Raw genomic sequence first — 16,063 nt, 5'->3', positions numbered from 1 at the left:
TAATAACAGAGCGTCCCAGTAACTTACGACCCGCGACATCTAAAAATCGAACTTCATAAACTCCAGCTTTATCGGGCAGAGTTAAAGTCATAGTTTTATCATCGCCTACCGATTGCACATTAAGCCAGCTAAAATCAGGTTTGTCTTTAAGCGCGAGTGCAATACGCTGATCGCCGCTGTCAAAAGTTCCAGTCCAGCGAATCGTTATTACCTCTCCTGCCGTCGCGCTTTCTGGTACCACAAGGCCAGCACCATAGTCTAAAGGCGCATTGGCACCTACTACCTCAACCGATGCCCTAGCCAATACTTGTCTGCTTGCCTCCAACACATAGCGCAGTTCATATAAGCCAATAGCATCGGGCGCGCTCAGGCGACCTTCACGTTTGTTTTTAGTGCGAATGTGATGTTTTAGATAGTTTTCCTCAGCCCCCATTGGGGCGAGCGTAATAAAGTCTCTACTATTAATAGTACTTGACCATCTTGCATCAATAGAGCTTCCGGCTCTTACTACGCTTGGGCCGCTGATCCCCACTTCGGCACTTACCACTTCAATAGGAGCGCTGGCTAGCACTTTTCTGCCGGCCTCCAACACATAACGCAGTTCATATAACCCAGACTCGCCGGGGGCGGTTAAGCGGCCGCCGGTATTATTTTTGGTACGAATATGATTTTTATGACGATTCGCATCTGCGTTTGCCGGCACTATCGTAATAAAATCACGCTCGTTAATGGTGTTACTCCAGCTCACGTCAAAGAGGGCACCTGTAGTAACCTGCTCGGGGCCAAATATCTCTACCTCGGGTGGGGTGGGCTCGGGTTCCGGCTCGGGCTGCTTAATCATAGCGCTTTGTACTTTATCCAAAGCAGCATGCAGCTCTGCGGCATTATTAGCGGGCACAAAAATACCACCTGTGTTGTCGGCAATGCACGATAAGCTGGCGTGAGTCTCTTTATCTAAATCAAAGCCCACCACATGGGTGGTGAGCTTAACGCCTTGCTTGGCAAGTTGCGCAGATAGCGCACAAGGGTCGGCATGACAGGTTTCTAAGCCGTCTGAGATCAGTACTATGGTTGCCTGACTATCACGATAAGATAATAAATCTGCCGCATGTTGCAACGAGGCAGAAATCGGCGTTTTACCATTCGGGCGAATGTTATTCACCGTTTGAATAAAGCTCGCCTTGTCGAGCTTCTTAGGCGCTATTAATGTTTCAATATCGCTACAATCGCCTTGGCGACGATGACCATAAGCCACTAACCCTAAGTGGGTATTGTGGTCCCAATTATTAATGAGATCGGCCATCACCTCGCGGGCAATTTCAATTTTACTCACCCCGTCAATCTGTCCCCACATCGACCCTGATGCGTCATAGACGATCACCACATCTTCATCGGCTTGCGCCATTGTTGAACAGGCCAAGGAGCCTGCTAGCAACATACTGGTAAGCACACATTTTTTTAATTTCAATGTTTAATCCTTAGCACAAGGTGATCCTTTACCAAACTATAGACCATAGTCTGTGCCTTGCAGGGGAGAGTGCCATGCCTTGAGCACCGCTAAGCTAAACCAATAAACGTCTTGCAAATAAGGTGGTGAACTTGCCGTTCTTAAGAAGTAAGTGCGGTTGCAATTAATGTTGTGCAAACAGTAGTTGATAGGGGCGGGTGAGAGCGGAACGAATATCCGTTAACGAAAACACCTTAAAAAACTCAGCAAAGCAGCGCCCTTCAAACCAAATGTGCACCACGGGTAGCGCCATAACCCCTTGTTGGGCACACACACTGCCTCCTTGTTGCTGACAGTCTACGTACACAGCCGTTACGCATGGAAACTCTTGTGCCAGCAAGTGTGTTAATGCTGGCTTAATGGCCTGACACACACCACATGCTTGCCCACCATAAAGCACTAATACCGCTGAATGCTCAGCTAACAAGCAATCTAGCTGATCTTGTTGAGTCACGCTTTGCATAATCTTAACGCCTTAACCAAATGAGAGGTAAAAGAATAAATAATGAAGGGAAAACCCGCAACTTGCTGCTTAAGAGTTCTCTGTTAAGACAGCATTTATACATCTTAGCCCCTTTATCTTGGCACTGTTTATGCTTAAACAGGTATTTTTGACCTAGAGTGTAGGGAGTGCTTGCGTTAAGGAGAACGCGTATGTCTTATCATCCTCAGCGACTTATCGTCTTATTTGATGGTACCTGGAACGACCCCCAAGACAACACCAACGTGGTTAAATTAGCGCGCAGCATAGCGCCTTTTGCTGGTAAATACCGACAACGCTTTTATTACAACCCAGGAGTGGGCACCCGCAAAGCCACGCGATTACTCGGCGGTATGTTTGGCGTTGGCTTAAGTAAGCACCTACTACAGGGATATGACTGGCTAGCGCGACATTATCGGCCAGGAGATGAAGTGTGGGTATTTGGCTTTAGTCGCGGTGCTTATACGGCGCGCAGCATGGTGGGCATGATCCGAAAATGTGGATTGTTGCACATAGTCACACCCAATCAATTAAGCCTTGCAGAACGGTTATACCGCGATAAAAGTGCTGCTCCTAACAGTGAAATATGTCAACAATTTAGACGCCAATATAGTCAAGAGATCACAATACACCTGCTGGGAGTATGGGACACTGTTGGCGCTTTAGGCGTGCCTGGCACTATGTTGTCGGAGCGAGGCACCTATTCTTGGCACGACACTCAGTTGTCAAAAATAGTCGAGCGGGCATATCAGGCTATTGCACTAGACGAGCACAGAGCCGTTTATCAAGCCGTGCCTTGGACCAACCACAATGGCCAAAAAAAGCCAGCACAGTTAGCCGTTGAACAGCGATGGTTTATTGGTGCCCATGCCAATGTAGGCGGAGGTTACTTAAACGATCCTTTGGCCGACTTACCGCTAGCTTGGATGCAACAGCAAGCCAGCAATGCCGGTTTGTTACTCACCCCAGTGATCCCAGCCAAGCAGGCTTGGTTAAGCGCCCCCACAGATTCTTATCAGGCCTTTTTGGCAGGCTGGTATGCCCGCTATCGGCACCTATTTTACTCTGACACAGCCCGCTTATATCGCCCTTTATACACAGACGCGGCCGGTAGCCTGTCGGTGGGAGTCACCATAGACGACTCAGTATGGCAACGTTGGCAGCAGTTAAGCAGTTACCGGCCCAACAGCCTTATTAACGCAGGGCTTGAGCCAAACAAGCCCTTACCCAATAGATGAGATAAGCCTGCCGTGCTCTTGATCACAAAATGGCATAAGGCAGGATGTGCCTTTTTAGCGCACTCTGTTAAGGTCGAGTGCGGTTGGGTGCTACAACAGCATCTTTTGTTTTATTATGCTTTCAGCACTCAGTTGGCAAGCGTGTTAATGGATTAGTAGACGATTATGTGGAAGGTATTACAAATTTCCAGTGCATTCGTTGGCATTATTGTTGGGGCAGGCTTTGCCTCCGGCCAAGAAGTTTTACAATACTTTACCAGTTTTGGACACTTAGGCACCGCCGCCGCCGTGGTGGCCACTGCATTATTCGCCTACCTTGGCATGATGCTCACTATGCTGGGCAGTCGTACCGGTGCTCAATCCCATAAAACCGTTATTTATCAAATTAGTGGCCGTTACTTAGGAGTCGTGGTCGACTATGTGATTATTTTTACCTTATTTGGCGTCGGCGTGGTGATGATTGCCGGCGCAGGCTCAATTTTAGATCAGCAATTTGGCTTTGCGCCCTACATTGGCAGCATTATTATGACCCTATTAATGGGGGCAACCTTAATGCTCAAGGTTGATAAAGTGGTGGGCTTAATTGGCAGCATTACTCCCTTTTTAATTTTAGCGCTGGCACTCATTTGTGGCTACAGCTTGCTAACCATGGACCGTACCTTTGCTGAACTGGCTCCCATTGCCGAAAACGTTACCTCAACCTTGCCACATTGGTTTGTATCTGCCGTTAATTACGTGTCATTTAATATCGCGGTAGGGGCGGCCATGTCACTGGTGATGGGCGGAGCCGAGAAAAATGAAAGCATTGCCAAGTGGGGCGGTTTATTAGGCGGTGCCGGCATAGGCGTATTAATTATGATCAGCCACTTAGCCATGTTCTCGCAAATTGACAACATTGTGGGCTTTCCTCTGCCACTACTTAAAATTATTGATGGCATTTCACCGTGGTTGGCTACCGCTATGTCGTTTGTTCTGTTTGGGATGATTTTTAGTACTGGGGCCAGCATGTTCTACGCCTTTGTTGCCCGCTTTGTTGTAATGCGCACGCCCGTGGGCAATGGTTTTAGTGTGGCGACTTTAGTGGTTGGTTTTATCGCAAGCTTTGCCGGCTTTACCAAACTGGTTGCCTTCTTCTATCCGTTAATCGGCTACCTTGGCTTATTTTTAGTGTTTGCCTTAATTGTTGCGCCTTTTAAACTCAAACGCGACGCCCGATTAGCACAAGAATAAGCTTAAAATAGCGAACAGCGGTCAGACAAACAAAGAGCTAAATTGCCACGCTGCGCTCGCAATGACTCAATTTTTGGAACTTTCAGCTTTGTGTTAGCCGTTACTGGTAGAAGCCGCTTCAGCCGGCTGGTGGCACGCAGCGGCACGTCTTAAAGCTTTTAAGTGCTGTAAAGGGTGAGAAGGACGAGATAAAACCTAAAAGATAGCTTGAAGCTAGAAGCTAGAAGCCGGAAGTAAAGTAGTGTACCGGTTGAGTGTCGTCCCCCTTACCCCTCACAGGTTTGTTTTGGCCAGTGCTCTTTGCAGTCATTGCGAGGAGCGTAGCGACGCGGCAATCCATCGAGCAGACGGCGATACGCCTTACCCGACCGCTGTACGAACAACCAAAACGGTTTTATTGTTAACGTAAGGCGTAAATGTATAGCTTGTCTTTCAGCTTGGCGCTATATGTTACTCATTTAACAAAACCTAATATATATGTCAGACTGGCTACCAATAGGTAAATAATTATATAGCGCATGGCTCAAAATGCGGGTATCTCAATAGGAGGCTTTCTTGCTAGACCGACTGCAACGTATTTTGGGACTGCAAACCATTCCCGGTGTGTTCTTCACCTCAGCAGGTATTGCCTTACTGTTTGTGGTGCTGGCCATTCCTTTTGATCAAGAAGTGGCTGGCGCATTTAATGTGCTTACCGGCTGGGTAGCGCATCACTTAGGTTGGTTTTATATCTTTTCGGTCAGCTCTCTCTTAGTGTTTTTACTCTGGTTGGCCGTAAGCCGCTATGGCGCTATACGTTTAGGCAGTGACGATGCACGGCCAGACTATTCCACTTTAACTTGGTTCACCATGCTCTTTGCCGCCGGCATTGGCACCATTTTAATGTTTTGGGGGGTCGCAGAGCCGGTTTCTCACTTTGTGAAGCCGCCTTTTAACGACGTGGCTCCCGGCAGTGACCAAGCCGCCAGCGACGCCATGACCATAGCGCTATACCATTTTGGCCTACATACCTGGACCATCTTTGCCATGCCCGGGCTTGCCATTGCTTACTTCTCATACCGCCATCATTTGCCTATGCGCATCAGTAGCCTGTTTTATCCCATTCTGGGCAAGCGCACCTACGGCCCCATTGGGTGGACGGTTGATGTTATTGCGGTGCTCGGCACATTATTTGGGGTGGCCACCTCACTGGGGCTGGGGGCATTACAGCTTAATAGTGGCTTATCTTACTTATTTGGCGTGCCTACAACCGGCTGGGTGCAAGTGGTGTTAATTGCTGTTATCACCTGTATTGCTGCGGTATCGGTGGCCTTTGGCTTAGATAAAGGCGTGCGCCGATTATCACAAATTAATATTGGCCTCGCCATCTTGTTATTACTCACCGTCTTTGTCGTGGGGCCCAGTGTTTTTATTGCCAATGGCATGGTAGAAAGTGTGGGCAGCTATATTAGCGCCTTACCTTGGCTCGCCTTTTGGACCGACACTTTTCAAGCATCAGACTGGCAACGTCAATGGACTTTATTCTATTGGGCATGGACCATTACTTGGGCACCTTATGTGGGGATATTTATTGCCCGAATATCACGCGGGCGCACCATCCGCGAATTTGTGGCGGGTGTCTTATTTGCGCCTACCGTCTTTACCCTTGTCTGGTTTGGTATTTTTGGTTTATCGGCCATTAGTGTCGAAATGGACGGGCAAATTGCTTTAGCTGAACATGTACAGCAAGATCCCTCGGTGGCCATTTTTGCCTTCTTAGAAGCCTTTCCGTTAACCCAGTTGGCGTCTTTGCTGAGTGTGGTCATTATTATCGTATTTTTTACCACTTCATCAGACTCAGCCTCACTGGTTATCGATATGCTGACTCGGCGCGAAGATCAGCCGTCATTAGTTAGACAGCGTATATTTTGGGCCGCAGCCCAAGGCGTTATTGCCGCTACCATGTTACTGGCCGGTGGTTTAGAAGCCCTACAAAACGTAATTACGGCCATGGGATTGCCGTTTTGCTTGCTACTTATGTTTATGGCGGTGTCACTTTATCGTGCCTTAAAAGCAGACTCGTTAGGTTATAGCGTAAATGAGTTGGTAAAAGGACGTGCGTTTGACAAAGTAAATGCCACAGCGGGTACTCAAAAGGAGCCGAAAAATGTTCAATAACATATTAATTGCCGTTCATCCCACTAACGAAGATGAAGCCAAACAAGCATTGCAAGAAGGGGCAAGGCTACTGGCTGATGGGGGTGAACTGCACCTAGTGAGTGTATATAACCCCAGTGGCACCGCGTTTTTTCCTCATGTAAATGAAGAAGCGCCCGATGCCAAAGAAAATGAAGTGCGCGATAACCTCGACTTGCTGATGCGTAAATACCTACCACGTGATGTTAGCGCCACCTTGCATGTGCTAACCGGTGAAACGGCAGAACAGCTCAACGCCTTAGCGGCACAGCTTGCATCTAACTTGATGGTGCTCACATCAAAAGGCGCGTGCAGTCGTTGGTCGTTACGCCGCGCTACCTTAGAATTTGTAACTATTAATGCTCCCTGTGCGGTATTAGTGCTAAAAGTAGATGAAGACGAAGCAGAAACAAAAATTGCTTAAAAAATCGTTGAAAAATATAGATTTTTAATACTAGTTTTTCAAATGTTAGGCTTGTTAGCCCATATTGGGCTACACTATATTCGTTGACTGATATCCAAAGGGAGTAAGTGAGCGTAATGGCTGAAAAAATAAAATTTAAAAAAGTTGTCAAACCTAAAAAAATACTCGGCTTAGCCAGCCAAATAGAGCCCAAAACCATAGCCGAACTAGAAGCAATGCATACCGGTAGTTTAATGAACCGGCGCAAAGCACTGCTTAAATGCCCAGAAACCTCAAGCTTATCTGAGCTAGATAAAACACTACCCCTAGGCGACATCCGCTTTAAAGACACCGCCGTATGGCGCAAAGCCTACCAAGACTTAAAAAGTGTACTTGATACCAGAGAGCACCTTCCTAGCAAAAAAGAGCGCAAAGCTATGCGCCAGCAAAGAGTGCGAACCCGACGTTAATTCGACAAATGCCGTTTAACCGCCATGGAAGGTGGAAGTGTTAAAATTGCAGGAGCATTTTTCGACCCTGCATTTGACAGTTGGCTATGCCAATTCCTCCTGCCTCTTCTTTGTGTTTGGTTGCCGGCTGTTTGTCGTGACTGGCTCACGGCTGATAGCTCCTCTTTTAACCTAAACACACTGTTAAAGTGAAGCTGATCACTCTTTGGTAAGTTAATTTATTTTTATATTGCACCGTCAGGTAATCTAAATATTAACGGTATTTAAACAGCGTTTTAATCAGCATTGTTATAATCAAACCAGCATGAATAAGCTTAAGGGTCGCTCATGATGAAAAATATTACCATTCGTATGCGGGTGTTACTGCTCGCGTTAGTCCCTGTTATTGCGCTGGCGGTTATATTAACGCTATACAATTATCAACAATCACAAAATATTGGCCATGAGGCGGTAGAAAACTTTACATCCGACTTAGAAGCTAACAAGCGCCAAGAACTTAAAAATTACGTAAAGGTCGCTGAAACCGCCATTGCGCACCTTTATAACCGGCCAGACTCTGCCACCAACCCACGCATAAAAGAACAAGCTTGGAAAATATTGCGTCAACTGCGCTTCGATGACTCCGGCAGTGCAGGATACTTTTTTGCTTACGACGAAGAAGGTGTCAACCTCATGCACGGTGTTAACCCTAAGCTTGAGGGTAAAAACCTCTGGGATCTTCAAGATCCCAATGGCAAATATATGATAAGAGAATTATTAGCTGCGGCTAAAGATCGCGATTTTACATCATATAGCTGGGAAAATGAGAAAACCGGCGCGATAGATCCTAAGCTGGGGTACTCAATAATGCTGCCTAAATGGAACATTATGCTAGGTACAGGCTTTTGGATGGTCGGGCTTGAAGAACAAATAGCCCTTATGGACAACAAAGTTGAAAGCTCTATCACCCGCACTGTGTTTGGCTCGGTCACTACCTCGGTTATCGCCCTCTTAATTATTGTCGTTTTGGCCCTAATGGTGGTGCGCAGCATCATTACTCCACTTAATCTGGCAGTAAAAGCCATGCACGACATTGCCAATGGCGATGGTGACTTAACCCGTCGATTAGTGGTGAGTGGCAAAGATGAAATCAGCCAATTAGCCAGCGCATTCAACAGCTTTGCAGATCAAGTACAAAACTTAGTGAAGCGGGTGTTCACCTCTTCACGTACCATGAATGAGGCAAGTATTGAGCTAAGCCAAATTATGGTAGAAGCGGAGCAGGGGGTTGAACGCCAAAAATCAGAAAGCGATCAAGTCGCTACCGCCATGAATGAAATGACGGCAACCGCGCAAGACGTGGCCAGCAATGCCGGTGAAGCATCTCATGCTGCAAATAACGCCAGTACCCAAGTAATGGATGCCCAAGGCTTGCTGCATCAAACTCAAGACGTTATTGCCGGGTTATCTGAGCAGGTAAAAGAAGGCGTAAAAGTGATAGAAGAGCTTGGGACCGACTCTAGCCGCATTGATAGCGTGTTAGAAGTTATTCAAGGTATTGCCGAGCAAACTAACTTATTGGCACTTAACGCCGCAATAGAAGCGGCTCGTGCCGGAGAAGCCGGCCGAGGTTTTGCTGTGGTCGCTGACGAAGTTCGTACCTTAGCCAGCCGTACCCAGCAAAGTATTCAAGAAATTCAGCAAACCATAGAAGTATTACAAGGTGGCGCCAAAAATGCCGTGACTATTATCGGCGTTATTAGTGAACGCAGTGATGCTACGGTGAGTGAAACCACACAAATGAACGACGCCTTACAGCGTGTGACTGATGCAGTAAGCACCATCACCGAAATGAATATTCAAATAGCCAGTGCCGCAGAAGAACAAACCAGTGTCTCTGAGCTGATTAATCAAAACGTACACGAAATTGTTAACATTACAGAAGTAACCAGTGAAGGCACTCAGCGTGCCAGCAGTGCCACTGAAAGGCTAAAAAAACTAGCGGCACAGCTAGAAAGCGAAGTAGAGCGTTATACCGTTTAAGCGCTAACCTTATAAACCCCGAGCCGACCAGCTCGGGGTTTTAATTTGTCAGAAAATATTATAGATAGCCTCGTTACGTTTTTATGTTGTTGAAAGCTGAACAAGTGAAGTACAAAATGTCACCGAAACTCGGCCAAATGCCATTAACGTAAACTTGAATTGTATGGATTCAGAGGGCATTACTGCATCAACAATAGAGCTAAGAAGCTACAATAATCAATGCTGGACATAAAGCCTGGCCATTAGTGCGTTGTGAGTGATTAATTTAATAAAATTACAAAGCATAGATACTAAGGTAATATATATGAATGAAATATCAAAAAACTATAATAAATAAAAATTATAAGTGTGAGTTATGAATTTTGAAAATATAATTGAGCGCATCATCACGCTTAATCATGCTTGGAAAGTAGCCAGAGATGATTTTGGTGCTAAAAATGCTATTACTCAGGCCTTAAGGCTGCAAAAGTCATCTTGGCAAGCCACTTTGCTGCGTGACTTTCCGCAGCAAGCTTTTTTACGCCGAGACGTAGAGAATAGCACTGATGAAGAAGTGCTGTTTAGTGTGCGTTTAGTCAATCCAGCCACTATTAACGGCGTAGTGCGTCGAGATGCGGAGCACCTACCTGAGCGAATCGCTCAGCAGTTGTTTCATCCACAAGAGTTAGTAAATTTATTAAAGCTGGAATCGTTATAAATGGAATCTGATTGGTTTACTTGGCCTATAATCGCCATCATATTATTAGTGCTGTTTTTTGCTCTTTTTTTTATAGTAAAGGCGATGTCAAAAGCCAGTGTTACTGTGCGTGAGATAGAGAGCCTAAGCACCAAACTACTGAATAAAGATGAAGTCAGCTGTAATGAGCTAACTGAATACGGCCAAAGCTGGGCGAGAGCTAACTTAAGTACCGTGCTGCAAGATGATAAGTTAATCATCGAAAAACAAGGTGGACTTTATCTAACTCGCGCGCCTTTGTATCAAATATTGATTCCTGAGTTTAAATCACCTGGTAGAAGTGCCCCAGCGTTATTGACCAGCCTTGGTGTTACGGGAACCTTCTTAGGGATCACCTTAGGCTTAGCGGGCTTTAATATACAAGACGTAGGGCAGGATTCATCCTCTCTTATTACCTCTGCGGTAGTGCTACTTGATGGTATGAAAACGGCTTTCTACACCTCTCTGGCGGGCTTGGGTTCTTCTGTCATTTTTATGATTTCTATGCAGTATGCCAATAGAAGCCAAAACCATAAAATAGATAAGGTTAATTACCAGTTAAGCCAAGTATTAAAAGAAGAGTCTGCGACAAATTATCTTAAGCAGTTAGTTGAGCTTAACCACAAACAAGACAATAGCGATGCCCAACAACAAACCGCAGCGTCTATGTTGGCGCTGAGCCAGAACTTGAGTGGGTTTATGGAGCAGCTACAAGGTGTTACCCAAAGCCTCAGCGGTGACGGTATGGCGGAGCGCATTTCAAGCTCCGTCGGCCAAGCCATGAAAGAGTCAGTGGTACCCGTGCTGTCTGAGTTCAAAAATGAGCTAACAATATTTCGTGAGATAAAAGAAGACAATCAACAGCAACTACTGAATAACCTTATTGGCACTATAAAAGAAGAATTAATTGTGCCGGTGACAGAGGAGCTAAGTAAGACTACCGAGGCTGTTACCGCTAATACGCAAGTCTCAGGAAAGCTTAATGAAAACGTCGCTCAGGTCCTAAGTGAAGTTGCTCGTACCGTCGAAACTATAGATAGTTTTAACCAAAGCACCATGCAGCAGTTACAGGATTTTGCTCAGCAACTCAGTACTGTGCTCACCGGCTTTAAAGATGACACCCAAAGCACCATGAATGCCATTACCGAAAAAGTTGAAGATGTACTGAATATTAGTATTCAAGGCATGGAAGCCCAGCGTACAGCGTTTGATGGCAGTGCCGAGCGCGCAACTTTGGCGTTTGAAGGCATGGGCGATAAGTTAGAAGAGGCGCTAAATCTGCGTGCGCAAAGTGAAAGTGCTTTGTTTGGTGAGATGGAGGCACGCATTCAAACACTACTGCACAGCACCAGTGCCAGCTTTGATCGTCAAACAGATATATTAGAAAAAACTGGCCAAGAAGCTGGTCAGTTAATGCAAAGCGCCCGAGAAGAGCTCGAGCGTGGCTTAGGTGATATTGATACCAAGGTGCTGAGTATGTCGAAAACGGTACAAAGTGAGCTGGAAAGCTTCCGCACTCAGTACCAAGAAAACATGACTAACTTCTTTAACGATCAAAATAATTTGCTAGAAGATACCCTAGGTAAACAGCGTAATAACCTAGTTGAAGTGGTCGATAAATTTAAACAGGTATTTGAAGAGGAATACCAAACTCGTCATACCTTGCTACAAGAGTTGACGGCTCAACACGAGCAATTACAAAAATCCGCACGCACTATTGAGCAATTAGCTAAAGCTATTGGCTTGACCGAAACGGCGACTATGTCTCAGTTACAAGACGTTGCCAATACCATAGGGCGTCATGTGGGTGATCTGAAAAAAGAATATATTCAGGCCAGTTCAGCCTTTAAGGAAGTAACAGAAGGCTTGCCCAAGGCGATGGAAGAGTATTTTACGCACGCGAATCAAAGTACTGAGTTGTTCTTCCAAAACTTCGACGAGGCGTCTAGTAAAATCCACAATAGGCTGGCGCAGGCGGCTGACTTCTTGGTTGATGCTAGATTGCAGGATATGTCTTATGACAAGGCTGTAACGCAATGATGATACACACCGGCCCCAAAGCTGGTAGCCAAGACGTTGATGATAGCGGAGTTTGGTTATCCATCGGTGATTTGATGTCTGCCTTATTGATGATATTTGCACTGTTGTTGATCAGTGCCTTAGTGCAAATTTCTGAGGTAACGGAAAAAAGTCAAAATAACCGAGTGGTGATCATCAAGACTATTAACGACGCCTTGGCTGCGGCAAATATTGGTGTAGAAGCAGACCCGGTCACAGGTGATATATCGATTTTAGACTCGGTATTATTTGAGAAGAACGAATACCGGCTAAAACGCGCAGGCAGAGAGTTTCTGGATACTTTTGTACCCATTTACAGTAGTGCGGTATTTCAATCACCTGAAACTGAGAGCGAGGTCGTGAGGGTGGCAGTAGAAGGGCATTCCAGTATTGAGGGCGAGTTTAACCATAACATGCGTTTGAGTGTGTTGCGGGCAAATAGTGTTTCGCAATACATGAACAGCTTAGAGTTTGATAACAAGAAAGCCTTCTTTAATAAACTATTGGTCTCGGGTCGTGGCCCTCTAGATTCAACACAAGAGCAAGTGAATGAATCGGATCGTAAGGTGATGTTCCGTTTTCAGTTTAAAGGTCAAGAATTTCAAAAAGTATTAGGTCAAAGAGAGCTGCTAGATGTCGACGAATAGCGGAATTATCTTTAATACACCTTTAGTCCCTAAAGCGCATAGTCTAACCGTTATGGAGAGCTTACCGCATATTAACACCGCTCTAGCAGGGCGTGCGTTGCCTTCATACCCGCCACTAAGGCTAAGTCAGATATTAAAACTGATCAAAAATGGTACTGCCCAAGCTGTCACTGTAATTGAATGGTTGGGGGTATTTGGTGATAGGTTAGAGATTGATGATGCTGAAGCTTGTGAGGAAGCTTGCATATTGCTCTGGCAGGCGATTAGTGAAGATGAACGAGTCAGTCGCATAGCGCTGCATCAGGCGGCTTTATACCTTGAGGGCGCACAGGAAAAATTTCCAGCGCAAATGATTGATACGCTTGAGATAGTGGCTCCGTTAATGAAGGAGGCCAGTAGCCAGCGTGTAAGCTGGTTAATGGCACTGGGAGAGGTGGATTTTAAGGCTTGCGTGGAAATGTCGGTGCAGGCTAATTGCACGCCTTTTGAATATCATCAGTTTCTAGGTATGCCGACACCAGCAACCTTTAGAAGTGGCTTTGTAGAACAGATACTGCCTTGCGCTACCCTGCATCCAGAGAGTGAAAAAGTAGCTTGGTTAATGCGCTGTACGTTACAAATGACCCGCCAAGAAATCATTTTATTTTGTGATACCTTGCTTACTGAGTATGAACAATTCACTTCTGATTTTTATACTTGGTTAAGTGAACACTGTTTGCCTAATGCCCAAGATACTTTGTGGTTTGAGCTGGCATCTACTTCTAAGAACTTACTAAAAAAACTTTTTAAACTTAGCAGCTATTATTCATTAAATTCATTAGTGGATAAAATGTGTGAGCCTTATGCAGTTAATTTACTGACGCTAAGTGATCGAGATATTCGGCAGCTAAAGAGTAGAGCAAGGTTTTGGTCTAACTATAGTGAACATTTCAGTCAGACTCGACTATTAATTCCAGAGCAGACCTACCTCTGTTTGGGTTTAGACAGAAAGTTAGAAGGAGTTGAATTAATAAAGCTGCCTGATCATCCTGATGAAAATGCTGAAGTTTGTGTGTTTGAAATAAACGATAAAATAATTGTTGAAGTGTTACGTGGTGATGCGAGCGAAATAAGAGTTTTTGAATCAACTAGCAGAAATAAAAAAAGACTGCTGCAAGACGGTCATTTGACCCTGAAAACGATTAGAGAGATGGCATGTACAAGCATTCACGATCATGTGAGGTTGTGGCAATATTTTTGTGAGCTAATGCTTCGAGCGCAGCACGGTGTTAAGCCCAATTTAAGCTTGAAGTACTTTAATGGTCTCCCTAAGTCTGCTGCTACTTACTCTCATAAGATAGGCCTGCCTAAGCCACCTCGGGAACAAGTCGAAGAACGCATGTCTCAGCTAGAAGCATGGGACACTGCTTTTTGGTCACGAGAAGCTAAGATAAAAGGTTTAGAATATGCAGGGCTAAAAGTCGGTGGTTGGCATGAGTTACAGTTGGCGAAAATATTTAAAGTGATGAAAGACCAAGAGCAATACCTGCGCAATCTTAATTTAGCAGCAGATGGAGAAAATCCAGAGGCTATGTACCTTTTAGGAACCACGCTTATCAACTCTCAGTCTAACTCAGCCGAGGTGAAGCGGCGCGGTGAGTATCTGCTGATGCGATCAGCAGAGTTGAGATACAAACCTGCAGTTGAAGTTTCTAAAAAATTTGGCTTACATAGCAAGGACAGCGGAAAACTGAATAGTGTTGATCTTAAGCGGCTGCAAAAAAAAACATCTAAAAGCTTTTTTTCTGAGGGTCAGGTAACACGACTTGATAAGATTATTGATAAAGACCCTATAAATATTCACCCTTCTACTACTCAAGAGTTGTCTGATGGGCTAAAACGCAGGATTTATGATGGCTCTGATAGGCCTTATCTTTCCTTACTTTTTAAAGACTTAGAAGAGCTGAGTAAAAAGTTAGGGCATGATGAAAAAGTGAAAGAACAGCTTCTTATTGAACTTAAGAATCGTATGCAAGATCCAAGAGTAAAACAGTTAATAGATACGTTGAATGCCTAGTTTTAAGAAAAATAGCACTTAGCTTAGAGCTCGAGCATATATCGTAAGCAAAGTATTTAATGTGCCTGCTGTCAAAGATAACGAACAATAGGCACAATGATTAGATAATAATATTTTACTCTTCATTATCATAAATATTGGTGGGCTCTATGGCTGTAATGTTAGCTAACATTTCTTTAAATAGCTGGTTAAATAATTATCTTATTAGGCGGCAGCTAACACAAGCAGATGGTCGTCCGCTTTATGCTTATCACACCAGTAATATGGAATATGAAGAGCTGAAAAATATTTTACAGCTGCATTTTAGAACTGATGTATTGGATGTGAACAAAGCATTGGGTGCGGCATTTTCATTATTCTGTGCTGAGTGGTATCGACGTGAATATGAGCAAAGCTATGGTTGGACTTGGGAGCCCATCTGGGAGCTGCTGGGTATTGTTTTTACTGCAAATGAGTTGGAAGGAGCTATCACTAAGGGATTAGTCAACTACTGGAATCGTTCGGTACATATTTATTCTGAAACAGAACGTCGTAATTTTTTAGGCTCTTTATTCAGTGAGGGTGGATTACCTTTCAAGATGTTGCATCTTGAGGGTAGTCGCTTTCAGCAACTGTTCTCAAAGATCCTTGAGCAATACCATCAGGCTGAACTACTAGGTAAGTCTATTACAGAGTTAACGAGTGTCTTGATAGAGAAAGCAGGGTTGCCGCAAGTGTTTTCTCAACCTACTTCGGTACAGCTGATTGCTAGCATGGTAAAGCGACTCGTCAGTTTTGTGCAGCTGTATGGGCTAGAAAGTAAAGCTGATCCAGCTCGTGAGTTAGACAGGCTTAATCCACTATGGCGAGACGATTTTCCGATCCCCCTTGATGATGAAACGGGGGCGGCGTTTCTGCGAGGACTGTTGAATAGCGCAACCCAAGAGACGAAGCGAGTTACACGAAGAGCCGCAAGACTAACCTGTACTCATTATCTTCAACCGCACAATGCCACTATTTATACTGAAATTACTTTACCCGAAAGTATTACTTTTGAATTAGATAAAGCGACCAGTGTGAGT

Annotated in this window: 13 protein-coding genes; 11 read left to right on the top strand and 2 right to left on the bottom strand. The window is 44.9% G+C overall.

The window, feature by feature from the left end:
* A partial coding sequence (locus ACTHY5_RS06835; RefSeq protein WP_441878060.1) for a VWA domain-containing protein occupies window positions 1-1,468 on the bottom strand: 1,468 nt, incomplete at its 3' end.
* Between the two features lie 163 nt (window positions 1,469-1,631).
* Entirely contained in the window at window positions 1,632-1,970 is a 339-nt protein-coding gene (locus ACTHY5_RS06830) for a thioredoxin domain-containing protein (protein WP_441878058.1), read from the bottom strand.
* A 191-nt stretch (window positions 1,971-2,161) separates the two neighbouring features.
* On the opposite strand from ACTHY5_RS06830, the gene ACTHY5_RS06825 reads away from it, so the two are divergent.
* The 11 genes from ACTHY5_RS06825 to ACTHY5_RS06775 all read left to right on the top strand — a co-directional run.
* Window positions 2,162-3,226, top strand: coding sequence for a DUF2235 domain-containing protein (locus ACTHY5_RS06825; protein WP_441878056.1), 1,065 nt, complete (start codon window positions 2,162-2,164; stop codon window positions 3,224-3,226).
* Between the two features lie 165 nt (window positions 3,227-3,391).
* On the top strand, window positions 3,392-4,456 hold the full coding sequence (locus tag ACTHY5_RS06820) for a YkvI family membrane protein (RefSeq protein ID WP_441878054.1): 1,065 nt from the start codon (window positions 3,392-3,394) through the stop codon (window positions 4,454-4,456).
* 555 nt (window positions 4,457-5,011) lie between these two features.
* Window positions 5,012-6,613, top strand: a complete 1,602-nt coding sequence (locus tag ACTHY5_RS06815; RefSeq protein ID WP_441878053.1) for a BCCT family transporter — start codon at window positions 5,012-5,014, stop codon at window positions 6,611-6,613.
* Complete coding sequence (locus tag ACTHY5_RS06810) at window positions 6,603-7,055, top strand: universal stress protein (RefSeq protein WP_441878052.1); 453 nt, start codon at window positions 6,603-6,605, stop codon at window positions 7,053-7,055. Before ACTHY5_RS06815 ends, ACTHY5_RS06810 begins: the two co-directional genes overlap by 11 nt.
* A 116-nt stretch (window positions 7,056-7,171) precedes the next feature.
* The gene (locus ACTHY5_RS06805) at window positions 7,172-7,504 is read left to right on the top strand and encodes a hypothetical protein (RefSeq protein WP_441878050.1); all 333 of its coding nucleotides are present in this window, start codon (window positions 7,172-7,174) and stop codon (window positions 7,502-7,504) included.
* Between the two features lie 327 nt (window positions 7,505-7,831).
* On the top strand, window positions 7,832-9,526 hold the full coding sequence (locus tag ACTHY5_RS06800) for a methyl-accepting chemotaxis protein (protein WP_441878048.1): 1,695 nt from the start codon (window positions 7,832-7,834) through the stop codon (window positions 9,524-9,526).
* A gap of 355 nt (window positions 9,527-9,881) precedes the next feature.
* Window positions 9,882-10,223: a hypothetical protein gene (locus ACTHY5_RS06795; protein WP_441878047.1), complete on the top strand. Its 342-nt coding sequence runs from the start codon at window positions 9,882-9,884 to the stop codon at window positions 10,221-10,223.
* 84 nt (window positions 10,224-10,307) lie between these two features.
* Window positions 10,308-12,281 carry a hypothetical protein gene (locus ACTHY5_RS06790; protein WP_441878045.1) on the top strand — a complete coding sequence of 658 codons (1,974 nt, stop codon included), beginning with the start codon at window positions 10,308-10,310 and terminating at the stop codon, window positions 12,279-12,281.
* Entirely contained in the window at window positions 12,278-12,946 is a 669-nt protein-coding gene (locus ACTHY5_RS06785; RefSeq protein WP_441878043.1) for an OmpA family protein, read from the top strand. The genes ACTHY5_RS06790 and ACTHY5_RS06785 overlap by 4 nt, the downstream gene beginning before the upstream one ends.
* Window positions 12,933-15,002 carry an EH signature domain-containing protein gene (locus ACTHY5_RS06780; protein WP_441878041.1) on the top strand — a complete coding sequence of 690 codons (2,070 nt, stop codon included), beginning with the start codon at window positions 12,933-12,935 and terminating at the stop codon, window positions 15,000-15,002. The genes ACTHY5_RS06785 and ACTHY5_RS06780 overlap by 14 nt, the downstream gene beginning before the upstream one ends.
* Before the next feature lie 149 nt (window positions 15,003-15,151).
* Window positions 15,152-16,063 (top strand): STY4851/ECs_5259 family protein (locus ACTHY5_RS06775; protein ID WP_441878040.1); only part of this gene is annotated, 912 nt, incomplete at its 3' end.

Source organism: Oceanisphaera sp. (genome assembly GCF_052084945.1).
Taxonomy (GTDB): domain Bacteria; phylum Pseudomonadota; class Gammaproteobacteria; order Enterobacterales; family Aeromonadaceae; genus Oceanimonas.
Note: the sequence above shows the minus strand (reverse complement) of the source record. Positions and strands in the feature narration are given on the sequence as shown.